Here is a 21,890-nt window from a genome sequence, read left to right on the forward strand (position 1 = left end):
CGGCGCATGGCGAAGCGTGAACCGCAATTCGACGACCCGGATCTGCTGACCGTGGATCGCGATGCCTCGCGCCCACTGGCCGAGCGCATGCGTCCGCGCGACCTGGACGAGATGGTCGGGCAGCGACGTTTGCTCGCACCGGGCGCCGCGCTTCGGCGTTCGATCGAATCCGGCCACGTGCATTCGATGGTGCTGTGGGGACCGCCGGGCTGCGGCAAGACCACGCTGGCGCTGTTGCTGGCGAAATACGCCGACGCCGATTTCCGCGCGATTTCCGCCGTACTTTCCGGCTTGCCGGAAGTGCGGCAAGTGCTCGCCGAGGCCGCGCGGCGATTCGCCGAAGGCCGGCGCACGGTGCTGTTCGTGGACGAGGTGCACCGCTTCAACAAGGCGCAGCAGGACGCCTTCCTGCCGCACATCGAACGCGGGACGATCCTGTTCGTCGGCGCGACCACCGAAAATCCGTCGTTCGAACTGAATTCCGCGCTGCTGTCGCGCTGTCGCGTGCACGTGATGGAAGCGGCGAGCGCCGATGACATCGCCGTGACCTTGCGGCGCGCGCTCGATGATGCGGAACGCGGCATCGGCGAACGCGAACTGCACATCGGCGACGAACAATTGCTGCTGATCTCGCGCGCCGCCGACGGCGACGTGCGCCGTGGCCTGACCTTCCTCGAAATCGCCGCCGACCTGGCGGGGGAGGGCGGCACGATCACGAACGCTACGCTGGAGCAAGTGCTGGCCGATCGCAGCCGGCGTTTCGACAAGGGCGGCGAGCAGTTCTACGACCAGATCTCGGCGCTGCACAAATGCGTGCGCAGTTCCAACCCGGATGCCGCGTTGTATTGGCTGGCGCGCATGCTCGATGGCGGCTGCGATCCGGGTTATCTCGCGCGGCGACTCACACGCATGGCGGTCGAGGATATTGGACTTGCCGATCCGCGCGCGCTGCAAATGGCGATCGAGGCATGGGACACCTACGACCGGCTCGGTTCGCCCGAAGGCGATCTCGCGCTGGCGCAATTGGCGATCTATCTCGCCAGCACGGCGAAATCCAACGCGGCGTACAAGGCCTTTGGCGAGGCGAAGCGCGACGTGGCCGAATACGGCACGCAGGACGTGCCGATTCACATTCGCAATGCGCCGACGAAGCTGATGAAGCAGCTCGGCTACGGCAGCGGCTACCAGTACGACCACGATGTCGCTGGCGGCGTGGCGCTGGACCAGACCGGATTCCCCGATGCCATGGGCGAACGCGTGTACTACCAGCCGACCGAAGCCGGCATGGAAGCCAGGCTCAAGGAAAAGCTGGATCGGTTGCGGGCGGCGCGCGAAGAAGCAGGCGACAGGAAAAGCTGACGCTGCGATTCAGCGTCGCGGCAAGGCGGCAAGAGCGTCACCATGGTTTCGATATGCCGTTTCGGCCGATGGCTTTCTACGAACATGATTCCGCGCAAGCGTTCCGGCATCAGGCGTTCGCCAGTCGGGCTGACCTGATAGAGCCCAGCCATGCGTCAGCCTCGTTATAGGCTGAGGCGAGGTAGATCGCCACAGGTAGGCATAGTTCAGGCTCCTTGGGCGGGATTGGTCATTCTTTAATTTACATAAGATGCATTTTTCGCCGTTATCGACGAAGTTTCTGCATGTACGGCGAAGTTCGCCGACGATGTAAACATCAGAATGACTGCAACCGCACTCGCGGCCAGCTTCCTCCAAACCGCTTTCTCCTCGCGGGATATCGCCCGCGCCTCGCCCACGATCCCCAGCACCTTCGCTAGGGGGATTCCGGTCAATCCGGCCAATCTTTCGCAGCTGACTGCGTCGGGCAGCACTCGGCCTACGCGCCAGTTCGATACCGTTCCGTGGCTAACCTTCAGGTGTTTTGCGAAAGCTCGGTCACTCTCGACCCCAGCTGTGATTTTCGCCTGGTCGATGATGTCGCTAAGTTCCATGTGCCTATACCCTGTTGACATAGCTGCCTAGCCCCTTTATACAGTCCCCGCTGCCTAGCGACTCTAGGCAATAAGCACGCCCCGGCTGGGGCTCGGTGGGTCGGGGGCCGACTCCCCTACGGCGAGGACACGATCCGACCCGTCCCATCCCAGCCGGGGCCTTTCTCAAAGCCGGGGAGGGCAGGGGATGAAGCAAGGGTTGCTCGAGCTCGACAAGCGTTACCGCAAGGCCAAGCGGCAGGGCCGGAAAATTGCTGCAGCGCATATCGCGCTTGTGATCCGTCTCCGTGTGAAGCGAGCGTCTCGGTGAGCCGCATCACTGACTCCGAACGCGGTGCACGCATGGCGAAGGAACAGGCCTTCGTGCACCTCGCCCAGGGCGACCTCTTCACCCGCGACGACGATGGTTACGACCTGTGGGCCGGCATCTACCTCGCCGCCTGCGAGGCCGAGGTCGAGGAACGCATTTGCCGGGAGCAATGCAATGCCTGATGGCACCTTTTCACCGCTCGGTGCCGGCAACAGCCGGCAGGGCCCGAACAGTAACACGGGCCAAAAGTCCTCCCTGAGCGCGCCAATCATTGATTTTTGCACCGTGGTTCTGGACAGCGAAAAAGCTCGCGTCTACATGCGCAAGCGTTCGCCGGCTCAAGTCCTCCGCGACCTGTTCCATGTGGGGCAGGGGATCGCGGTCGGTGCCATCACCGATAAGCCGTTCAATTTCTACCCGCGATCTGCGGTCATGGTCGATGACACCGGCTCGGTGTGCGGCCGGATCGGCTTCGGCGATGACGGTCGTATGTGCATCAGCTTGACAGGGCAGGGGTGCCAGCACGTCCCGCACTGGCCTTCGGTCGCCGACAACCTGGACTTCATCGACGCGCGTCTCTCGCGTTGCGACATCGCGGTCGATGACCTGACCGGCGAATTTTTCAATCTCCAGACCTTCCGCGATCTCCATACCGCAGGTGAATTCATGTGCAACGGTCGCCCGCCGTCCGCGTCCTTCGTCGATGACCTCGGCAGCAACAAGGGATGCAGCCTTTACATCGGCCAGAAGGGCCACAAGCAGCTCAACGTCTACGAAAAAGGCAAGCAGCTCGGCGACCCGGATTCGCTCTACACGCGTTGCGAGTTGCGCCTGTACGCGAAGCGAATCGATCTTCCGAACGATGCCCTCCGCAATCCCGGCATCTATTTCGCTGGCGCATACCCGGCGCTCGCCGCTTTCGTGGTTGGTGAAGCGGAGCGCCTGCAAGTCAAGGAACAAATGGTCAATGCCAGTGCGAAGGCGATGGTGCGTTTCCTGCGTACGCAAGCCGGCACGGCGCTGCATCTGGTCATGGATGCGCTCGGCGATGAAGCCGTTGAGTACCTGCTCAAAAACGTTGTCCGGCCCGGTCGCCCTGGACGATTCAAGCGCACCACAGGCGACCTTGCATCACTGGTTCGAACGCAACTTTCTTAATCACTCGACAAGGCAGCATGAAAATGAAAGTCACCATCACCAAGCCGTTCAATCCCGCTACCGACGAAAAATCATGGTCGAAGCCTGACGGTCGCAGCGGTGTCATCCGTACGCAGGAAGCCACGGCGGAATGCGCGAAGTTCCGGCAGACCGTTCGCATCGACATCGGCAAAAACGAGCCGTTCCCGGTCGGTGAATACACGCTCGACCTCGAGGACGCGATTTCGGTCGGTGACTTCGGCGACCTCAAGCTCGCTCGCCGCCTTCCGCTGGTTCCCTTGAAGCCTGCTGCAGCGAAAGCGGCCTAAGCCATGCAGACGCTCACCTGCCTGGACGATCCGCCGCCGGCACCCGGCGGATCGTGCACGACAACGGCATGGGTCGAAGCGCCTTCGTTGGTGCCGCCTCTTTCCATCGACGACGCGCAGACGATTGCGTACGCATTCCTCGGCGCGCTCGTCGCCGTGATGGTCGTGAAGATCATCGGAAAAAAGACCCAATGAAGCCCGGCATTTCGCTAGGGCAGGGTAGAAGGGAGTTTCGAATGTTCTGTGTCAACAAAGGTGCCCGCCTTGCGAAGGTCGCAGGCGTGCTGGTCGCGCTGTCCCCCGGTCTTGCCTTCGCTGCCGCGCCGGATACCACCGCGATCACCTCGGCCATCACCGATGGCCAGACCGCGGCCGTCGCCGTCGCCATCGCGTTCGGCGTCGCGATCTGGGCTGTCCGCGCGCTCAAGCTGATCCGCCGCGGTTGATCGTCCTGGGCGAGTCGGCGCCCATTCTTTTCTCCTCTCGGATACTTTCAATGGACGGCTGGCTGGTTCTCTTTTTCCTCGCCGCGATGTTCTGGCTCGCCGTGCGGGGTTGGGATGAATAACTGGCTCGCGCGCGTTTTCGTGTCCGCGCTTGTGCGACGCTGCGCCTATGCGCTGGTGGTGCTGCTGAGTCTCTACGCGTGCAACGCGAGGGCCGCGGTCGATAACCATCCTTCGCGCCAGGAGGCGTATTCGCACTGCCTTTCCCAAGCAACGAACAACGTTTCCGTGTGGTTTTCTGCATCTCAAACTAATACAACTCAATGGCAATACACGCTGACGAAGGGCGGTTATTGCTACATCTACGCGTCCGTTCCCAAGGCCTACCGCGAGCGCGGTGAATACAAGCAGTGTCTAAAACCTGGGCTTACGCAATGTTCGATCTCGACCTATGAAACCGCTCACGACAACGAACACTCTTGGACTACCGAGTGCCCAGCAGGCACGACGTGGGACGACAACACACACACCTGCAAGGAGCCTTGCAGTGTTAACGATCCACCTCTCTCCGGTGGCTGGTTCGAATCACCTACGGGGAGTTATGAGTCGGGGGTGGTTAGCGTCTGTTCTGGTGGCTGCGAGTTCCTCAATACGCCGATTCTGCACAACGGCGGTTACGTTACCTATAAGAAAATCGACGGCATCGTCTATATCTCCACAGACGGCTGGACGGCCACCGGCATGACCTGCACCGCAGGGCCGAGCACTCCCTCTCCAGGCGCCACGCCTCCGCCGGATTCCGATGGCGACGGTACGAGCGACGCGAATGACGGCGCTCCGAATAATCCCGGCAGCACGGGCGGAGGTTCGAACGGGCAGGGCGACAACGACGGCGATGGAAACGACGACGGTTCGGACGACAATGGCGATGGCAAGCCAGATTGCGGTGTTGCCGGCACGCCTGCGTGCGACGACACGAAACCAAACAGCGACCAGTCGAGCGGCGGCGGTGACTGCAACACGCCACCTGTCTCTACTGGGAATCAAATTCTCGCCTCAATGCTTTTCCAGACTTGGGCGATACGTTGTGCGTTGCAGGGCAATGCGAACGGCGGTCTGCCGCCGGGCAATCCGAATTCTTCGAACATGGACTTGAGCGAGACGAATGGAAAGCTCGACACGCTGCATGGCGACCTGACCGGTCACAACGGTACAGGCGATCTCGACGATGGCTCTGCCACCGGCCAGACGACGCCGGGGTCGATTTTTCAGGATGATGACCTCAACACTGAACTGGATCAGTCCGGCTTCGGCCTCGCGCGAAGCTGTCCCGCGCCGCCGACCTTCACCATCGCCGGCCAAACCCGCACGATCGATACCTCCGGCATGTGCGACCTGGGCGAAGTCATCGGCGCTCTGGTCATCCTTGCTGCGCTTGCGCAGGCGGCATGGATATTCGGGGGGAACCGCTAATGTGGGCGCTGCTCCTTGAATTCATCTCGCCGTTGCTGGCGGGCCTCTCGCGCTTGGTGTTCTCGCGCGCCGGCATGTGGGTCGTTTCCACGCTGGTGTTCCTCGGCATTGGCTTCGGAACTCAGCAGTACGCCTTGCCCGCGGTTACCTCGTACTTCGAACAAGGGTTCGGTGGCCTGCCTGCGAATGCGGCGGCGTGGGTCGGTTTCTTCCGGATCGATGTGTATTGCTCGATCATCGTTTCCGCCTACGCTGCCGCATTTGCGAAGCGCCTTATTCTCAAGCGACTGACGGGCACGACATGATCGGCGAGACCACGGTTCTCATCACCGGCAAGCGTGGCAATGGGAAGTCCCTGAAAGCGGTTGGCTTGATGAAGCAGGAAATCGCTGCTGGCCGTCCGGTGTTCGCGTCGAATTTCAACGGTCTTCGCGTACAGGGTGTCCAGGTACTCGACAACCCGCGCGAATGGGAGAGCCTGCCCACCGGATCGATCCTGTTCGTCGATGAAGCGCAACGCTTCTGGCGTTCTCGTCGCTCTGGCGATCCTCCTGCGGAAGTGCAGGCGATGGAAACCCAGCGCCATCTCGGGATCACCATCGTTCTGCTGACGCAGCAGCCGACGTACCTCGATAAGCACATCCGCGGCCTTGTCGATCTGCACCACCATCTCATGCTCGAGGTTGGCGGTAAGGCTTCCCGCATGTGGACGTGGAAGCGGTGCATGGATGATCCCGAGGACGCGACGACACGTAGTGAGGCCGACCAGTCGGTGTTCCTGTTCCCATCCTCCGACTTCGCCGACTACGACAGCGCCGAGGTGCACACCATCAAGCCCAAGGTGCCCCGCAAGCTCAAACTGGTCGCGGTCTCTCTCATCGTTCTCGCGGGGCTGTTCTGGTTCGCCATTCACCGAGCGCACAGCATCGGCGGCAAGCCATCAGGCGAAACTCGGGATCAGGCCGGCGTGCCAGCCGTAGGCGGCACGCCGGCTGACCCAGTTCGCTCTGGCAAGCGCACAATCAGCTACGCAACGGCTGAGGAATACATTCATCAGGTGACGCCGCGTATCCCTGCAGCGCCATGGACGGCGCCGGCCTTCGATGGCCGGCAGGTGGTGGCTGACCCTCGCGTGTTCTGTATGTCGTCATCTGCGGGCGTCGATGCTTCCGGCACCGTCCGCGATGAAACCTGTTCCTGCGTCACGGAGCAGGGCACGACTTACGCCATGCCGGTGAAGTCCTGCGCTCAACTTGCTGCGCAAGGTGAAATCTACAATCCGTTCCGCAAGCCTGAGGTCGAACGGCTCGCGGTGAATGAAGATCCGCCGCCTGTGGACGCGCCAGCGGACACGCCGACGCTCTCCGGCGGGAATTCTCAACCGTTCGGCACGCTGGCCAGCTACGGCACGCTCGACGCGAAGTAGAGCGCTTCCCTGCTGACCTGCTCTAATCGCAACGCCCTGCGACTTGCGTCCAGGCGTTGCCGTCCTTCCGGAATCGCTGCCCGCCGATACACCGCTCGTTCTGGCCGAGCGGTGCTGAGGGTTGCCGCGCTGCAGGTGTTCGTGCGCGGTAGCCATCGTCCAAAGTGCGCTTGTGCAGAATGTCCGCGCAAGCTTCGAAGGCCTGCTCTCTGACGGCCTCTCGGTCGCTTCGGTGCTTGAGGTATTGCGCGGCGTTCGTTGCGATCGACACGGCCAGCACGATCCACGCCGTCGCTTCCCATTGTCCTTTTGTCATGGTGTCCCCCTTGCGGGGATTATGCCGACCCTTCGAACCGCTCCCGCGCCGGTATCGATCGCTTAACTCGATCGAGTAAAACAGTCGTTTGATTCCCGTCGACGGGAATTCGCCGGCGATTCTTCTCAGCCCATAGCAGTCCCAACACGCGCTCGACGGTGAGGCGTTCGCCGCTTGGCGCGACCAGGTACCGCCCGGCGGTGCGCCAGCCATGCCACGGGCCGTAGAGAGGCGCTGTGCCGTACACGACGCGCTGGTAGTGCGCGTCGCTGAATTCGTGGTGGCAGACGCGGCAGGCGGTCATGTTCAGGCCTCGATGCAGTCCGGGCCTGAGACCGTGCGGCGGAATTTCCAGTCCAGCCATAGGGCAAGGCCGCGCCACCACATCAGAAACCTCCTAGACAATTTTACATAAGATGCATTATGCGAAGTATCGGAGAGTTGACTCTGGACCAGAGTCCAAGGTTTACGCTTGGCCCACTCCTTCCGATTCAAGGGATTCCAATGCGCATCGGACATCTCGCCGGCCAGGCTGGCGTCGCAGTCGATACGGTCCGCTACTACGAACGCCAGGGCTTGTTGCCGCCGCCGGCACGACGGCCATCCGGCTATCGCGATTACGGCAACGACGAGCTGCAGCAGTTGCTGTTCGTGCGCCGCTGCAAGGCGCTTGGCTTCACCCTGGAGGAAACCCGCGAACTGTTACGGCTGAATGCCGACCCGGATACGGACCGCGCCGAGGTCCGGGCGCTGACCGAGCGCCGGCTCGCCGACGTGGACGCCAAGCTGCGCGAACTGCAGGCCTTGCGCGCCTCGCTGGCCGAATTGGCGGACTCGTGCTCCGGGCACGGATCGCTCGACGGCTGTCCGATCATCCAGCGCGTGCTGGGCACGAGCGCGGAGGCTTCGTCATGAGCGAACACGCCAACCACGATCATTCGCAGGTCGATGCGGCGCATGCCTGCTGCCATCACGAATCCGTCGCGAAAGTCGAAGCACATTCACACCACGCACACGGCGGCCATGGCGATACGCCGGTGCGCATCGCCGCGCACGCGACCCTGCATTGCCTGACCGGCTGCGTCATCGGCGAAATCGCCGGCCTGCTGATCGGCGTGGGCCTTGGACTCGCCGCATGGCAAACGGTCGTGCTCGCGACGACCTTGTCCTACGCCAGCGGATTCAGCCTCGGCCTGTGGCCGCTGGTGAAGCGCGGCATGAATTTCATACACGCGCTGCGAACCATCTGGCTGGGCGAAGCGGTGTCGATCGGCGTGATGGAAATCGCGATGAACGTGGTCGATTACCTGTCCGGTGGCATGGGCGTGAAATCGGTGTTTGCGCCGCAGTTCTGGACGAGCTTTGCATTGGCCGCGCCCGCGGGTTTCCTCGCCGCATGGCCGGTCAACTGGTGGCTGCTGCGCAAGCAGATCAAGGCGCCCTGCCATTGAACGCGCCGTTCGATCCCGCGCGTCGCCGTTTCGTCACCAGCACGCTGGCCATCGCCGGCGCGGCCGCCCTGCCCCGCGGCCTGTTCGCGCAAAACGTGCAAGCTCATGCCATTCCCGAATTGCGCGGCACGAACTTCGTGCTCGACGTCGGCGCATTGCCGGTGAACCTGAGCGGTCGTCGCGCCTGGGCGAAGACGGTGAACGGTTCGCTGCCGGCACCGACGCTGCGCTGGCGCGAAGGCAACACGGTTTCGCTGCGCGTCAACAACTCGCTGCACGAAATGACCTCGCTGCACTGGCACGGCATCCTGCTGCCGGCGGACATGGACGGCGTGCCGGGATTGAGCTTCCACGGCATAGCACCGGGCGGCAGCTATCTCTACCGCTTCCCGGTGCAACAGGCCGGGACGTACTGGTACCACGCGCATTCCAGCCTGCAGGAAGCGCAGGGCGTCTATGGCGCCATCGTCATCGACCCGCGCGAACCCGACGGCATCGCCGCCGACCGCGAGCACGTCGTATTGCTGTCGGATTGGAGCGACGAGGATCCGCACGCGATCCAGCGCAAGCTGCTGATCGAATCCGACATCTACAACCGCCATCGCCGCACGGTCGGCGACCTGCTGCGCGATGCCCGACGCGACGGTTGGCCCGCGACCCGCGCCGACCGCGCGATGTGGGGCCGCATGCGCATGAGTCCGACGGACCTCGCCGATGTCGGTGCGGCGACCTATACCTATCTCGTCAACGGACAGGCGCCTGACGCGAACTGGACTGCACTGTTCGCGCGCGGCGAACGCGTGCGCCTGCGTTTCATCAACGGTTCGGCGATGACCTATTTCGACGTACGCATCCCCGGCCTGAAGATGATCGTGGTCGCCGCCGACGGCCAGCGCGTGCACCCGGTGAGCGTCGACGAATTCCGGATCGCGGCCGCTGAAACGCTGGATATCATCGTGGAACCGCAGGACCACCCGTACACGATCTTCGCCCAGGCGATGGATCGCGGCGGTTATGCGCGCGCCACCCTGGCGCCGCGATATGGACTGTCCGCTCCCGTTCCCGCGCTTGATCCACGACCGCTGCTGACCATGACCGACATGGGCATGGACCACGGCGCCGGCCACGACATGTCGAAGATGGATCATTCCATGCCGGGCATGGCGCACGGCATGGCCGAATCGAAGCCGTTGCCGAATTCGCCATGGATCGATATGCGCGCGACGTCGGTCTCGAAGGCGCAGGACGATCCCGGCGTCGGACTGCGCGGCAATGGTCGCCGCGTGCTCACGCTTTCCGACCTGCGCAGCGATTTCGCCGACCCCGATGGTCGCGAACCGGGGCGCACGCTGGAACTGCACCTGACCGGCAGCATGGAGCGCTACGCCTGGGGGTTCGATGGCGTGCCGTTTTCGGAATCGCAACCGATCCGCTTCGATTACGGCGAACGCCTGCGCATCGTGCTCATCAACGACACGATGATGGAACACCCGATCCACCTGCACGGGATGTGGAGCGACATCGAGAACGAGGATGGTGCATTCCGCGTGCGCCGCCACACCGTGACGGTGCCGCCGGGACATTCGCGCAGCTATCGCGTCCGCGCCGACGCACTCGGGCGCTGGGCCTACCACTGCCACATGCTGCTGCACATGGAGCTCGGCATGTTCCGCGAAGTGCGGGTGGACGCATGAAGCGCATTCCAGCCCTCGCCTTCGCGCTTGTTGCGCCGGCCGCGTGGGCGCAGCACGAAGGCCACGATATGTCGTCGATGCAAGGCATGCCGGGAATGAGCGCCGAGGAACATGCCCGGATGATGCAGCAGCCCCAACCGCCTTCGCCCTCCCCCGCCCTGCCGCCGCCGACCGCGGAAGAACGCGCGCGGGCCTTCCCCGACCTCGACGGCATGGACATGCGCGAGCACATGGACGACGACCCGTTCATCGCCACGCTGGCATTCGACCGGCTGGAAGCCTTCCGCGACGACGATGCGAACGGACTCGCGTGGGAACTGCACGGTTGGGCCGGGGGTCGTCGCGATCGTTTCGAATGGCGCAGTCGCGGCGAACGCATCGGGGGCGACACCCGCGACGGCGAACTCGAACTGCTGTGGTCGCACGCCACCGGCCCGTGGTGGAACCGCACCCTGGGCGTGCGCCACGATTTCGGCGAAGGCGAACACCGCGACTGGCTGGCGCTGGGCGTCGAAGGCATGGCGCCGTACAAGATCGACATCGCCGCCACGCTCTATGCCGGCGAAGACGGGATCGGCGCGCGTGCCGAAGCCAGCTACGACCTGTTGCTGACGCAACGCCTCGTCCTGCAGCCACGACTGGAAGCCGATGCCTATGCCGGACACGACGCGCCGCGCGATTCCTTCGAGGCCGGGCTGCGCCTGCGCTACGAATTCACGCGCCAGTTCGCGCCCTACTTCGGCTACGAGTGGTCCACGACGGGCATGCATGGCGGCGGGGCCGGCGGGCACTGGGTCGCCGGGATCCGTGGCTGGTTCTGATTCCGCTTGCGGTCCGGAATCGGCGCCGTTAAAATTTCGCGCTTTCCAGCCGTGGGGCCATAGCTCAGCTGGGAGAGCGCCTGCATGGCATGCAGGAGGTCGCCGGTTCGATCCCGGCTGGCTCCACCACCTTCCCGGCTTAGGCCGTCGGGATTCTGGAACAAAGCTTCACCGTGTCCCCATCGTCTAGAGGCCTAGGACATTACCCTTTCACGGTAGCGACCGGGGTTCGAATCCCCGTGGGGACGCCAACATCGAAACGCCCGCGCAAGCGGGCGTTTTCTTTTTTGCGGAATGAACGGCGATTCAGGCGTCGGATGCGCGCCGCGCCGGGACATCCACCAGCACCGGCGCATCCGCCAGCGGTTGCAGGCGCGCGACGCCATGGCCCTGCTCGGCGAGGTAATCCAACCACTTGCCGAGGAAGGTGTTCATGCGCAGGCGATGGCGGATCAGCGTATCGGTCGGCGGATACATGCCGATCGCATCCTGCCAGCGCCGACCGACGTGGCAATGCGTCGCCTCGGCCTGGTGCGCGTCGCGGTACAGGCGGATGAACGCCGACGGATCCGGCGCGCCGGTGGCGGCGTCCACCACCGTGTAGGTCATGCGCAATTCGCTGGTGTAACGATGCTGCTCGAGCACGTCCAGTCGCAGGTCGAGGCCATCGCCGATCGAGGACGCGTAGCTTCCGGCCGCGAGGTCCCCGGGTTCGAACAAGCGCACCAGCTTGCGGTGGTTTTCCGCGTACAGGGCCATCAGCCAGCCGAAACGGCCGAGCCTGGGGATGCGCGTGGCGCGTGCGAGCACTTGTGCCATGGGCCCGATGCTACGCGCGAAAACGCATCGCGGGCAGCATTGACGGAATCGCGCTTCGGGGATAACTTGGGATTCCCGGCCCGCGCATTGCGCGGGTTTTTCGTTTCCGCGATCCGCGTTCAGAACATCTCGCGGTTGATGCCCAGCGATTCCAGCACCCGGCTCGCGATTTCCTCGATGGATGCGTGCGTCGTGCTCAGCACCGGGATGCGTTCCACCTGGAACATGGCCTCGGCCTGCGCCACTTCGCGCCTGCACGTCTCCAGCTGCGAATAGCGCGAATTCGGCCGTCGTTCCTGGCGGATCTGCTGCAGGCGTTCGGGATCGATGGTCAGGCCGAACAGCTTGCGCCGATAGGCTTGCAGTTTCGCCGGCAGCCGGTCGGAATCGAGGTCGTCGTCGGTCAGCGGGTAATTCGCGGCGCGGATGCCGTAGTGCAGCGCCAGGTAGACGCAGGTCGGGGTCTTGCCCGCGCGCGAAACGCCGACCAGGATCAGGTCGGCCTCCGCGTAGTCCAGGCGCATGCCGTCGTCGTGGGTCAGCGCGTAGTTCATCGCGTTGATGCGGCGGTGGTAGGTGTCGAAATCGACGATGCCGTGCGCCTGGCCCACCTGCGGCATGCGCTTGAGGCCGAGTTCCTGTTCCATCGGGGCGATGTAGGGGGCGAACACGTCCAGCACCAGCGCGCCGCTTTCGCCCAGGGCCTGGATCAACTCCGCGTCCACGCAGGAACTGACGATCACCGGACGCAGGCCCGCGGCCTCGCCCGCGGCGCGGATGCGGGCGGCGACGCTGCGGGCCTTGTCGACGGTATCCACGAACGGAATGCGGTCGGTGGCGAAGCGGGTCCCGGTGAATTGGGTCAGCAGGCTGTGTCCGATGGTCTCGGCGGTGATGCCGGTGCCGTCGGAGACGTAGAACACCGGGCGCGCTGCGGTCATGGCGGGTTCTGGCCCAGGCTCGGCCATGGCGGCCGCACTGCTAAAATAGCGGCTTTCCCGCCGCGCGTCCGGCCCCACGCCGCCCTGCCCCACGGAGTCCGCCTTGACCAGCAACGTCCTCTGGCTGCACGACCTGCGCCTGTCCGATCTCGCCCAGGTGGGCGGCAAGAATTCCTCGCTGGGCGAAATGATCGGCGAACTCTCCGGGCTCGGCGTCTCCGTGCCGGGCGGCTTCGCCACCACGGCGGACGCGTTCAAGGCCTTCATCGCGCACAACGACCTGCACCAGCGCATCTACGACAAGCTGGCGACCATCGATGTCGAGGACGTGCCCGCACTCACCCGCGCGGGTGCGGAAATCCGCGGCTGGGTGATCGACGCCCCGCTGCAGCCCGGCCTCGATGCAGACATCCGCGCCGCCTACGCGAAACTCTGCGCCGACGCCGGTGCCGCCGACATTGCGGTCGCGGTGCGCTCCTCCGCCACCGCCGAAGACCTGCCCGACGCCTCGTTCGCCGGCCAGCAGGAAACTTTCCTCAACGTGACCGGCGCCGACGATGTGGTGCACAAGGTCAAGGAAGTCTTCGCCAGCCTCTACAACGACCGCGCCATCGCCTACCGCGTCCACCACGGTTTCGCCCACGAGGACGTGTTCCTCTCCGCCGGCGTGCAATTGATGGTGCGCTCCGACGTCGGCGCCTCCGGCGTGCTGTTCACCCTCGATACCGAATCCGGCTTCCGCGACGTGGTCTTCGTCACGGCGAGCTACGGCCTCGGCGAGATGGTCGTGCAGGGTGCGGTGAATCCCGACGAGTTCTACGTCTACAAGCCCACGCTCAAGGCCGGGAAGCCGGCGATCCTGCGTCGTTCGCTGGGCAGCAAGCAACTGCGAATGGTGTATTCGAACGTAGCGGGCGAACGCGTTCGCACCGAGGACACGCCGGCGGAACTGCGTTCGAAATTCTCCATCGCCGATGCCGACGTGCAGGAACTGGCCAAGCAGGCGCTGGTGATCGAGGCGCACTACGGCCGCCCGATGGACGTCGAGTGGGGCAAGGACGGCAACACCGGCAAGCTCTACATCCTGCAGGCGCGCCCGGAAACGGTGAAGTCGCGCGCGCAGGCCACGCAGATCGAACGCTATTCGCTGCAACAACGCGGCGAAGTGCTGGCCGAAGGCCGCGCCATCGGCAGCAAGATCGGCAGCGGCACCGCGCGCGTGGTGCGTTCGCTCGACGACATGAAGCGCGTGCAGCCGGGCGACGTGCTGGTCGCGGACATGACCGATCCCGACTGGGAACCGGTGATGAAGCGCTCCGCCGCCATCGTCACCAACCGCGGCGGCCGCACCTGCCACGCCGCGATCATCGCGCGCGAGCTCGGCGTGCCCGCGGTCGTCGGCACCGGCAACGCGCTGGACACGATCCAGGACGGCGACCCGATCACGGTGAGTTGCGCCGAGGGCGATACCGGTTTCATCTATGCCGGCGCACTGCCCTTCGAGCGCACGACCACCGACCTCGGCAACATGCCGCCGGCGCCGCTCAAGATCATGATGAACGTGGCCAACCCCGACCGTGCCTTCGACTTCGGCATGCTGCCGAATGCCGGCATCGGCCTGGCCCGGCTGGAGATGATCATCGCCAGCCACATCGGCGTGCACCCGAAGGCGTTGCTGGAATACGACCGCCAGGACGCCGAAACGAAGAAGAAGATCGACGCGCGCATCGCCGGTTATGCCAACCCGGTGGATTTCTACGTCGACCGGCTGGCCGAAGGCATCGCCACCATCACCGCTTCGGTCGCGCCCAAGCCGGTGATCGTGCGCCTGTCCGACTTCAAGTCGAACGAGTACGCCAACCTGATCGGCGGTTCGAAGTACGAACCGCACGAGGAAAACCCGATGATCGGCTTCCGCGGCGCCAGCCGCTACGTCGATCCTTCGTTCCGCGACGCCTTCGCGCTGGAATGCAGGGCGGTCAAGCGCGTGCGCGAGGACATGGGCCTCGACAACCTTTGGGTGATGATCCCGTTCGTGCGCACGCTCGACGAAGGCCGCAAGGTGATGGACGTGTTGCGCGACAACGGCCTCGTCCAGGGCGAGAACGGTTTGAAAGTGATCATGATGTGCGAACTGCCGTCGAATGCCCTGCTCGCCGACGAATTCCTCGACATCTTCGACGGTTTCTCGATCGGTTCCAACGACATGACCCAGCTCACGCTCGGCCTCGATCGCGATTCGGCGATTGTTGCTGGCCTGTTCGACGAACGCGATCCGGCGGTGAAGAAGATGCTGGCCATGGCGATCGCCACCGCGCGCGCCAAGGGCAAGTACGTCGGCATCTGCGGCCAGGGGCCGAGCGACCATCCGGACCTCGCGCAGTGGTTGATGGAACAGGGCATCGAATCGGTGTCGCTGAACCCGGACACCGTGGTCGACACCTGGCTGGCGCTGGCGAAATCCAAATCGAAGCAATAGTCCGGAATCAACCTATTCCGAGGCGGTCGTGAGCGATGACGTTTCGAAGCCGCCCGCAGCGCAGGAACCGGAATGTATGTGCAAATACATGAGGATTCCGAGCAGCGGACGGCGATGAAACGCCGAGCGCAATAGGCCTCGGGATTGGTTGATCAACCGCGGATTCGGTTGCGGCCTTCCCGCTTGGCCTCGTACAACAGGTCGTCGGCGCGGCTGACCAGTTTTTCGTAGTACGCGAGGCCGGTGCGTTCGACCACGCCGCCGCTGATCGACATCTTCCAGCCCGGTGCGAAGGCGCTGCAATCCAGCCGTTCCACCGCTTCGCGCAGGCGTTCGCAGCAAGCTCGCGCCGCGTCGAGGCCGACGCCTTCGAACAGCACCGCGAATTCCTCGCCGCCCCAGCGCGCGACCGTGCCCGACGCGCCCGCTTCCGCGGTCAGCACGCCGGCGACCACGACCAGCGCGTGGTCCCCGGCCAGGTGCGAATAGGTGTCGTTGATGCGCTTGAAGTGGTCGAGGTCGAGCAAGGCGAAGCTGAGCGGCGTGCCGGCGTGCATCGCCCGGTCGAAGGCGCGGGCGAGTTCCTCGTTGATGCTGCGGCGGTTGGCGAGGCCGGTGAGCGCGTCCTCCAGCGCCTGTCGTTCGAAGGCTTCGGACTGCTCCTGCAGCTTCGCCAGCAGCATGGATTTATCGTGGTCCGCCTGCATCAGTCGATCGGTCTGCTCGCGCAGGTCGCGGGTCCGCTGGTCGACGATGGCTTCCAGTTGCAGCGCGCGACGCCGCAGGTGGCGCGAACGCCAGCGGTAGAACGCGACCACGAGCAGGCCCGCCAGCAGCACCAACGCGGCCTGGAACCAACCGCGCTGCCACAGCAGCGGCGCGATCTCGATTTCCAGCGCGGTCGGGCGGGTGGCATTCCAGCCCTGGCCGAGGCTCGGGGCCGAGACCCCGATCAGGAAGCGGTAACGGCCGGGCCCGAGGTTGGTGTATTGCGCGACGCGCTGGTTGCCGCGGTCGATCCAGCCGCGATCCACGCCTTCCAGCTTGTAGCGGTAGCGCAGGAAGCGCGGCATGCGGAAGCTCGGGCTGGCGTAATGGAATTCGAGCTTGCTGGTGCCTGCCGGCAGGCGCAGCGGCCCGCCCGAAGGGACCGGCGCATCGTTCGCCAGCACCTGTTCGACGACCACCGGCGGGACATGGCGGTGGTAGTTGCCGAGCGCAGTCGGATCGAGCACCGCGGCGCCGCCGGCGGTGGCGACCCAGAGGTCGCCGCGGCGATCGAGCAAGGCCGAAGGGCCGGCGCCGCCATTGCACTGCGCGCTGGCGAGGCCGTCGGCTTCGCTGAAATGGTCGGGCGAAAGCGTTTTCGCGCGCCCGTCCAGGACCGCTTCAGCATCGCTGCGGCGCACGCGCATCACACCACGGTTGGAAGTGAGCCAGAGCCCACCGATGCCGTCGTCGACCACCGCGAACAGGGTGTCGATCGGCAAGCCCTGCGCCAGCCCCAGCGCCTGCAACTTGCCGTCGCGGTAACGCAACAGGCCGCGGTCGCTGGCCATCCAGATGGTGCCGTCGGCGTCCTCGTGGAAACCGAACACGTCCTGCGCCTCGCTGACACTGCTCGCGTCGATCGGCTGCACGCGCTCGCCGACGATGCGCGCCGAACCGTTCGCGGTGCCGACCCACAGGCTGCCGTCACGCGCCAGGTGCAGGGCCATGATGAATTCGCGCGGCAAGCCATCCTTCGCGCCGAACAGGCGATAGGCGCCGTTGCGCATGCGCACCAGCCCGCGCGTGGTACCGATCCACAGCGTGCCGTCCGGTGCCTGTTCGAGCGCGCGCACCTGGTTGCTGCCGGGCATTCCGCCGGCGTTGTCGTAATGCGCGACCACCTTGCCGTCGCGCAGGCGCAGCAGGCCCGCGGTGTAGGTTCCCGCCCACAGGCTGCCGTCATGGTCTTCCAGCAGGCTCAGGATCGAATCGCTGGGTAGGCCATCGGCGCTGGTGTAACTGGCTTCCACCTTGCCGTCGCGGATGCGGTTGAGGCCGCGGCTGGTGCCGATCCACAGCGAACCGTCGCGGCCTTCGGCCAGTGCGCGCACGTAGTCGTCGCTCAGGCCCTGGTCGCCGTTCCAGGTGCTGAACGGCGCATCGCTCAGGCGCAGCAGTCCGCCGTTCGTGCCGGCCCAGATGCTGCCCTCGCTGTCGACCATCAGCGCCGCGACGCGGTTGTTGGGCAAGCCACGCTGGCTGCTGAAGTGATCGACGCCGGATTTCGCCAGCCGCAGCAAGCCGTTGTTGACCGTGCCGATCCACAGGTTGCCGGCGGCATCCAGCGCCATGCTGGGAACGCCGTCCTGCGGCAGCAACGGCGATACCGGCACGAAACGCGCGCCATCGCGCCGGTACAGGCCGCGCTCGGTGCCGACGTAGAGTTCGCCCTTCGCATCCTGCAGCAGGTGGAACGCCGGCGCCTCCGGCAATCCGGATCCGGCGCCGAAACGCTCCGGCTTCCTGCCCTCCGCGAAATGCGCGATGCCGGCCGCGGTGGCGACCCACATCGAACCATCGCGATCCTCGAACAGCGAATACACCACGTCCGAAGGCAGGCCGTTGCGCGAGTCGTAATGCACGGCCTGGCCCGGGGCGCGCACCACGCTGATGCCGGAATTCTCCGTCGCCACCCACAACCGGCCCGCGCGGTCGTACACCGCGTCCATGATCTCGTCCTGGGCGAGGCCGTCGGCCATGCTCCAGTGCCGCCATTGGTCGCCGCGCTTGACGCTGACGCCGCCGCGCGAAGTGCCGATCACGATGGTGCCGTCCGGCATCGTGCGCACCGAACGGATGCCGTTGTCCTTCAGCGCAGGGGTGTTGCGCCGGTCGAAGACGTGGAACTCCAGGCCGTCGTAGCGGACCAACCCTTCCCAGGTTCCGAACCAGAGGTAACCGTCGGGCGTCTGCGCGATCGAGTTGACCTGGTTGTGCGGAAGCCCCTGGCGCGTGGTCCAGGTCTCGCGGAAGAAGGCGGTGAGCGGCTTGTCGCCCGATCCAGCCGCGGGCAGGCCTTGCGCGAACAGCGGGAAAACCGCGGCAACGGCGAGCAACAGGCAGCACCATGCCACGCGCGCGTGGATTCGCCGTCCCTTCGCAACAGATGCCCCCCGCATCCGCCCTCCCCGTCCTCAGTCGCCGGGCATGCCCGCGAGCGTGCCCATGTACCGGCGATAGTGCCGCAATTCCTCGATGGAATCGCGCACGTCGCTGAGCGCGGTGTGCGCCGCGACCTTGCTGAAGCCCGCGTGTACCTGCGGCGCCCAGCGCCGGGCCAGTTCCTTGATCGTGCTGACGTCGAGGTTGCGGTAGTGGAAGTGGCATTCCAGCGCCGGCATCCGCCGGTGCAGGAAGCGCCGGTCCTGGCAGATCGAATTGCCGCACATCGGCGAGGTATTGGCCGGCACCCATTGCGCGAGGAATTCCAGCGTGCGCGCTTCCGCCGCGGCGATCGGCACGCCCTCCTCCAGTACCCGGCGCCACAGGCCCGAACGCGAATGATGCGTGCGGTTCCATTCGTCCATCGCCTCGAGTACCGGCAACGGCTGCGCGACGGCGAGCTCCGGCCCTTCCGCCAGCACGTTGAGTTGGGCGTCGGTGACGACGGTCGCGATCTCGAGGATGGTGTCGCGATCCGGATCCAGCCCGGTCATCTCGAGGTCGATCCAGATCAGGCGATCGCTGGCGGCTTCGGGCATGGGGACAAGGTTCCGGACAGTCCGGGCATGATACCGGTGCCGTCCCGCGAAGCTTCCACCGCGTGTCGCGGGGAACGATCCGTTCAGGACGCCGGTTTCGAGCGTTTGGCGCGAAACCAGCCGCTCAGCATCGCGCCGGCCTCGTCCCCGAGGACCCCGCCAACGACCTCGACCCGGTGGTTGTGGCGCGGATCGGCGAGCAGGTCGAAGACGCTGCCGGCGGCGCCGGTCTTGGGGTCGAACGCACCGAACACCACCCGCGCGAGGCGTGCATGCACCGCCGCCATCGCGCACATCGCGCAGGGTTCCAGCGTCACGTACAGCGTGCAGCCAACGAGGCGGTGGTTGCCAAGCGCCTGCCCCGCCCTGCGCATCGCCACGATTTCGGCGTGGGCGCTGGGGTCGGATTCGGCGATGTTGCGGTTCCAGCCCTCGCCGACGACCTTGCCGTCGGCATCGATCACCAGCGCGCCGACCGGGATTTCGTCGTCCTCGCGCTGCGCGCGTTCGGCGAGCGCGAGCGCGTGGCGCATCCGGTGTTCGTCATCGACACGGGGATTTTCAATCCCCTGCTCGCCGGAGATGCTCATTGCCACTCGATCTTCAACGAGTCACGCAAGCCCGTGCAATTGAAGGGATTGGCCTTGATCGACATCCGCCTTCACCGTGGTCTTACCCTCACTAAAGCGCATCATTTGCCGGGACAGGCTTGCGCGGCGCCGGCTCGTTGCCAAGCTGCGCCTAGGATAGCGTAGCCAGCCTCTCCAGGTTCCTGCGAGATGCGGTGCGGTTGCATGGGGCTGGCTTATGGGTAATAGCCTGGCTGGTCCAGGTCCGTGAGCAGGCCCGGGCCTTGCGGCTTCCAATCCAGCAGCTCGCGCGTGCGCGCGCTCGAAACGGACATGATTGCGCCGGCGAAGTGGGCGAACCAGCCGAAGTGCCCGGATTCGCGGGCCTCGGCCGGCAGGCCCAGGCGGCTGGCGATGATTTCGGCGATGGCATTGAAGGGCACCGCTTCGTCCGCGACGGCGTGATAGACCGATTCGGTCACGCCCTGCTCCAGTGCAAGATGGAAGACGCGCGCTGCATCCCGCCGGTATACGCCGGCCCAGCAGTTCTGGCCGTCGCCCAGGTAGGCCGATACGCCCTTCTGCCTCGCCATGCGAATCAGAAGCGGCATGAAGCCATGATCGCCGAGGCCGTGCACCGACGGAGCCAGGCGCACAGTCGCCGCACGCACGCCGCGCTCGGCCCATGCGCGTGCAGTGGCTTCGGACTTGCGCGGCGATGCCGGGTTGGGCAAATCCGATTCCGTGGCCCCGCGCGGCAGACCGAGCAGGCCAGATGTCACCAGCAGTGGACGGTTCGAACCTTCCAGCGCAGCGCCCAGCGCGTCGATCACGCGACGGTCCTGTTCGCAGTTCTCGATGAACCTGGAATAGTCGCTGCCCCATGCGGTATGGATCACCGCATCGGCCGTTGAGGCGGCGGCACGCAGGACATCGAGGTCGTCGAGCGTCGCCAGGACGACTTTCGCGCCGACATCGGCAAGCCCGGCTCCCTTCTCGGCGGAACGGGCAAGTCCCGTGACCTTGTGGCCGGCGTCGATCAACTCCTCGACCACGGCGGACCCGACCCAGCCCGTGGCGCCAGTAACGAAAACGTGCATCTGCCGAACCTCCAAAGTGGGTTGTCGAAGCAAAGGGTCAAGCGGCTCTGTCGCGCCGTTGCAGCCGGATCGCCCGTTCCGGGCAGGCTTCAACGCAAAATCCGCAACCGCGGCCTGTTGCGCAGGCCGCTTCAGCCGAGCCGCACGGAGAGTTCGACGTCCCCGCCGACCGGTGTGGATAGATAGCCGCCCTTGGGCGAGCGCACGCGCTCCAGGTACTCGGGGCTGTAGTCGGCGTTGTCGGCGACGATGAGCGCGCCAGGCCGCAGACGGTTCTCGACCAGGTTCAGGATGTCGCCGTAGAGCGCCTTGGCGCCGTCAAGGAGCAACAGGTCGATGCTTTCGGGGAGATCGACGCTCAGCGTGTCGAGCGCATCTCCTGCCCGAATCTCCACCAAGTCGATGAGACCGCCCGAGGTCAGGTGTTCCCGTGCGCGCGCCACCTTGGACGGCTCGAACTCGCTGGTGATGAGGCAGCCACCGCCGTTGTCGCGCAGGGCCGCGGCCAAGTGCAGGGTCGAGATGCCGAACGAGGTCCCGAACTCAACGACCGTGCGCGCATTCGTGCTTCGGGCCAGCATGTAGAGCAATGCGCCGGTCTCCCGCGACACCGGAAGCCAGAGGTCTTTCAGGCGCCCGTAGTAGTCCAGGTACTCGGTCTTGCTGTGCATCACGCGCATGAGTTCCTCGCGGGACATCTTGGCCAGTTCCGGGCTCGTCGCCGCATCGGCCTCCTTGAACAGTCGGTCCAGCAGCGGCGCCACGGGTGCAGCGGTCAGGGTTGTCATTCGGTTCTCCGGTTACCGGTGTTGAGCGCCCGGCGGCGCCGGGCTAGGATGCGATTGATTCGTCGCGTTTAAAGAATACGACGAGTT

At 65.2% G+C, this 21,890-nt stretch carries 23 protein-coding genes and 2 tRNA genes; 16 read left to right on the top strand and 9 right to left on the bottom strand.

All coding sequences use genetic code 11. The features are described from left to right. Positions 1 to 6: 6 nt before the first annotated feature. Entirely contained in the window at positions 7 to 1,359 is a 1,353-nt protein-coding gene (locus FNZ56_RS02880; protein WP_143878409.1) for a replication-associated recombination protein A, read from the top strand. 236 nt (positions 1,360 to 1,595) lie between these two features. On the opposite strand, the gene FNZ56_RS02885 is transcribed toward FNZ56_RS02880, so the two are convergent. Further along, positions 1,596 to 1,952 carry a bacteriophage CI repressor gene (locus FNZ56_RS02885; protein WP_143878410.1) on the bottom strand — a complete coding sequence of 119 codons (357 nt, stop codon included), beginning with the start codon at positions 1,950 to 1,952 and terminating at the stop codon, positions 1,596 to 1,598. Positions 1,953 to 2,258: 306 nt separating this feature from the next. On the opposite strand from FNZ56_RS02885, the gene FNZ56_RS02890 reads away from it, so the two are divergent. The 14 genes from FNZ56_RS02890 to FNZ56_RS02955 all read left to right on the top strand — a co-directional run bounded on the left by FNZ56_RS02890 (position 2,259) and on the right by FNZ56_RS02955 (position 11,606). After that, complete coding sequence (locus FNZ56_RS02890; RefSeq protein WP_143878411.1) at positions 2,259 to 2,444, top strand: hypothetical protein; 186 nt, start codon at positions 2,259 to 2,261, stop codon at positions 2,442 to 2,444. Continuing rightward, positions 2,437 to 3,420 (top strand): replication initiation factor domain-containing protein, encoded by a 984-nt coding sequence (locus FNZ56_RS02895; RefSeq protein ID WP_185970776.1) that lies wholly within the window; start codon positions 2,437 to 2,439, stop codon positions 3,418 to 3,420. The genes FNZ56_RS02890 and FNZ56_RS02895 overlap by 8 nt, the downstream gene beginning before the upstream one ends. A gap of 23 nt (positions 3,421 to 3,443) precedes the next feature. Beyond that, positions 3,444 to 3,728, top strand: a complete 285-nt coding sequence (locus tag FNZ56_RS02900; protein WP_185970777.1) for a hypothetical protein — start codon at positions 3,444 to 3,446, stop codon at positions 3,726 to 3,728. Between the two features lie 3 nt (positions 3,729 to 3,731). After that, on the top strand, positions 3,732 to 3,923 hold the full coding sequence (locus FNZ56_RS02905) for a hypothetical protein (RefSeq protein ID WP_143878414.1): 192 nt from the start codon (positions 3,732 to 3,734) through the stop codon (positions 3,921 to 3,923). A gap of 41 nt (positions 3,924 to 3,964) precedes the next feature. Continuing rightward, on the top strand, positions 3,965 to 4,174 hold the full coding sequence (locus FNZ56_RS02910) for a major capsid protein (RefSeq protein WP_143878415.1): 210 nt from the start codon (positions 3,965 to 3,967) through the stop codon (positions 4,172 to 4,174). Between the two features lie 114 nt (positions 4,175 to 4,288). Continuing rightward, positions 4,289 to 5,647 carry a virulence factor TspB C-terminal domain-related protein gene (locus tag FNZ56_RS02915; RefSeq protein WP_143878416.1) on the top strand — a complete coding sequence of 453 codons (1,359 nt, stop codon included), beginning with the start codon at positions 4,289 to 4,291 and terminating at the stop codon, positions 5,645 to 5,647. After that, positions 5,647 to 5,952, top strand: a complete 306-nt coding sequence (locus FNZ56_RS02920) for a DUF2523 family protein (RefSeq protein ID WP_185970778.1) — start codon at positions 5,647 to 5,649, stop codon at positions 5,950 to 5,952. The genes FNZ56_RS02915 and FNZ56_RS02920 overlap by 1 nt, the downstream gene beginning before the upstream one ends. Continuing rightward, complete coding sequence (locus FNZ56_RS02925) at positions 5,949 to 7,073, top strand: zonular occludens toxin domain-containing protein (protein WP_143878418.1); 1,125 nt, start codon at positions 5,949 to 5,951, stop codon at positions 7,071 to 7,073. The genes FNZ56_RS02920 and FNZ56_RS02925 overlap by 4 nt, the downstream gene beginning before the upstream one ends. Positions 7,074 to 7,893: 820 nt before the next feature. Continuing rightward, positions 7,894 to 8,304, top strand: coding sequence for a heavy metal-responsive transcriptional regulator (locus FNZ56_RS02930; RefSeq protein WP_143878419.1), 411 nt, complete (start codon positions 7,894 to 7,896; stop codon positions 8,302 to 8,304). Then, on the top strand, positions 8,301 to 8,840 hold the full coding sequence (locus FNZ56_RS02935) for a DUF4396 domain-containing protein (protein ID WP_143878420.1): 540 nt from the start codon (positions 8,301 to 8,303) through the stop codon (positions 8,838 to 8,840). The genes FNZ56_RS02930 and FNZ56_RS02935 overlap by 4 nt, the downstream gene beginning before the upstream one ends. Beyond that, the gene (locus FNZ56_RS02940; RefSeq protein ID WP_143878421.1) at positions 8,786 to 10,534 is read left to right on the top strand and encodes a copper resistance system multicopper oxidase; all 1,749 of its coding nucleotides are present in this window, start codon (positions 8,786 to 8,788) and stop codon (positions 10,532 to 10,534) included. The genes FNZ56_RS02935 and FNZ56_RS02940 overlap by 55 nt, the downstream gene beginning before the upstream one ends. Continuing rightward, complete coding sequence (locus FNZ56_RS02945) at positions 10,531 to 11,355, top strand: copper resistance protein B (RefSeq protein WP_143878422.1); 825 nt, start codon at positions 10,531 to 10,533, stop codon at positions 11,353 to 11,355. The genes FNZ56_RS02940 and FNZ56_RS02945 overlap by 4 nt, the downstream gene beginning before the upstream one ends. Positions 11,356 to 11,408: 53 nt before the next feature. Then, positions 11,409 to 11,484, top strand: a tRNA-Ala gene (locus FNZ56_RS02950). Positions 11,485 to 11,530: 46 nt separating this feature from the next. Continuing rightward, positions 11,531 to 11,606: transfer RNA gene (locus FNZ56_RS02955), tRNA-Glu, on the top strand. Between the two features lie 55 nt (positions 11,607 to 11,661). On the opposite strand, the gene FNZ56_RS02960 is transcribed toward FNZ56_RS02955, so the two are convergent. Next, positions 11,662 to 12,174: a DUF1249 domain-containing protein gene (locus FNZ56_RS02960; protein WP_143878423.1), complete on the bottom strand. Its 513-nt coding sequence runs from the start codon at positions 12,172 to 12,174 to the stop codon at positions 11,662 to 11,664. 119 nt (positions 12,175 to 12,293) lie between these two features. After that, positions 12,294 to 13,115 (bottom strand): posphoenolpyruvate synthetase regulatory kinase/phosphorylase PpsR, encoded by an 822-nt coding sequence (gene ppsR / locus FNZ56_RS02965; RefSeq protein ID WP_143878424.1) that lies wholly within the window; start codon positions 13,113 to 13,115, stop codon positions 12,294 to 12,296. A 103-nt stretch (positions 13,116 to 13,218) separates the two neighbouring features. Here ppsR and ppsA point away from each other — a divergent pair, with 103 nt between their 5' ends. Next, entirely contained in the window at positions 13,219 to 15,594 is a 2,376-nt protein-coding gene (ppsA, locus tag FNZ56_RS02970; RefSeq protein ID WP_143878425.1) for a phosphoenolpyruvate synthase, read from the top strand. Between the two features lie 152 nt (positions 15,595 to 15,746). On the opposite strand, the gene FNZ56_RS02975 is transcribed toward ppsA, so the two are convergent. The 6 genes from FNZ56_RS02975 to FNZ56_RS03000 form a co-directional block, all read right to left on the bottom strand. Next, complete coding sequence (locus tag FNZ56_RS02975; protein WP_185970780.1) at positions 15,747 to 18,719, bottom strand: ligand-binding sensor domain-containing diguanylate cyclase; 2,973 nt, start codon at positions 18,717 to 18,719, stop codon at positions 15,747 to 15,749. Positions 18,720 to 18,779: 60 nt separating this feature from the next. Continuing rightward, entirely contained in the window at positions 18,780 to 19,346 is a 567-nt protein-coding gene (orn, locus tag FNZ56_RS02980; RefSeq protein ID WP_143878427.1) for an oligoribonuclease, read from the bottom strand. Positions 19,347 to 19,429: 83 nt separating this feature from the next. Next, complete coding sequence (tadA, locus tag FNZ56_RS02985) at positions 19,430 to 19,936, bottom strand: tRNA adenosine(34) deaminase TadA (protein WP_143878428.1); 507 nt, start codon at positions 19,934 to 19,936, stop codon at positions 19,430 to 19,432. A gap of 215 nt (positions 19,937 to 20,151) precedes the next feature. Beyond that, positions 20,152 to 21,015 (bottom strand): SDR family oxidoreductase, encoded by an 864-nt coding sequence (locus tag FNZ56_RS02990; protein ID WP_143878429.1) that lies wholly within the window; start codon positions 21,013 to 21,015, stop codon positions 20,152 to 20,154. A 37-nt stretch (positions 21,016 to 21,052) separates the two neighbouring features. Then, entirely contained in the window at positions 21,053 to 21,199 is a 147-nt protein-coding gene (locus tag FNZ56_RS13060; protein ID WP_143880243.1) for a 4Fe-4S binding protein, read from the bottom strand. Then, positions 21,147 to 21,803: an O-methyltransferase gene (locus FNZ56_RS03000; protein WP_143878430.1), complete on the bottom strand. Its 657-nt coding sequence runs from the start codon at positions 21,801 to 21,803 to the stop codon at positions 21,147 to 21,149. Before FNZ56_RS03000 ends, FNZ56_RS13060 begins: the two co-directional genes overlap by 53 nt. Positions 21,804 to 21,890 lie beyond the last annotated feature (87 nt).

This window comes from Lysobacter lycopersici (assembly GCF_007556775.1).
Lineage (GTDB): Bacteria > Pseudomonadota > Gammaproteobacteria > Xanthomonadales > Xanthomonadaceae > Pseudoluteimonas > Pseudoluteimonas lycopersici.

Bases quoted from the DNA above. Each gene is read 5' to 3' on its own strand.
- FNZ56_RS02910 (WP_143878415.1), top strand. From the start codon at position 3,965: ATGTTCTGTGTCAACAAAGGTGCCCGCCTTGCGAAGGTCGCAGGCGTG.
- FNZ56_RS02880 (WP_143878409.1), top strand. From the start codon at position 7: ATGGCGAAGCGTGAACCGCAATTCGACGACCCGGATCTGCTGACCGTG.
- FNZ56_RS02930 (WP_143878419.1), top strand. From the start codon at position 7,894: ATGCGCATCGGACATCTCGCCGGCCAGGCTGGCGTCGCAGTCGATACG.
- FNZ56_RS02940 (WP_143878421.1), top strand. From the start codon at position 8,786: ATGGCCGGTCAACTGGTGGCTGCTGCGCAAGCAGATCAAGGCGCCCTG.
- FNZ56_RS02905 (WP_143878414.1), top strand. From the start codon at position 3,732: ATGCAGACGCTCACCTGCCTGGACGATCCGCCGCCGGCACCCGGCGGA.
- FNZ56_RS02900 (WP_185970777.1), top strand. From the start codon at position 3,444: ATGAAAGTCACCATCACCAAGCCGTTCAATCCCGCTACCGACGAAAAA.
- tadA (WP_143878428.1), bottom strand. From the start codon at position 19,936: ATGAGCATCTCCGGCGAGCAGGGGATTGAAAATCCCCGTGTCGATGAC.
- FNZ56_RS02915 (WP_143878416.1), top strand. From the start codon at position 4,289: ATGAATAACTGGCTCGCGCGCGTTTTCGTGTCCGCGCTTGTGCGACGC.
- FNZ56_RS02885 (WP_143878410.1), bottom strand. From the start codon at position 1,952: ATGGAACTTAGCGACATCATCGACCAGGCGAAAATCACAGCTGGGGTC.
- FNZ56_RS02925 (WP_143878418.1), top strand. From the start codon at position 5,949: ATGATCGGCGAGACCACGGTTCTCATCACCGGCAAGCGTGGCAATGGG.
- FNZ56_RS03000 (WP_143878430.1), bottom strand. From the start codon at position 21,803: ATGACAACCCTGACCGCTGCACCCGTGGCGCCGCTGCTGGACCGACTG.
- FNZ56_RS02960 (WP_143878423.1), bottom strand. From the start codon at position 12,174: ATGGCACAAGTGCTCGCACGCGCCACGCGCATCCCCAGGCTCGGCCGT.
- FNZ56_RS02990 (WP_143878429.1), bottom strand. From the start codon at position 21,015: ATGCACGTTTTCGTTACTGGCGCCACGGGCTGGGTCGGGTCCGCCGTG.
- FNZ56_RS02945 (WP_143878422.1), top strand. From the start codon at position 10,531: ATGAAGCGCATTCCAGCCCTCGCCTTCGCGCTTGTTGCGCCGGCCGCG.
- ppsR (WP_143878424.1), bottom strand. From the start codon at position 13,115: ATGACCGCAGCGCGCCCGGTGTTCTACGTCTCCGACGGCACCGGCATC.
- orn (WP_143878427.1), bottom strand. From the start codon at position 19,346: ATGCCCGAAGCCGCCAGCGATCGCCTGATCTGGATCGACCTCGAGATG.
- FNZ56_RS02935 (WP_143878420.1), top strand. From the start codon at position 8,301: ATGAGCGAACACGCCAACCACGATCATTCGCAGGTCGATGCGGCGCAT.
- FNZ56_RS02895 (WP_185970776.1), top strand. From the start codon at position 2,437: ATGCCTGATGGCACCTTTTCACCGCTCGGTGCCGGCAACAGCCGGCAG.
- FNZ56_RS02920 (WP_185970778.1), top strand. From the start codon at position 5,647: ATGTGGGCGCTGCTCCTTGAATTCATCTCGCCGTTGCTGGCGGGCCTC.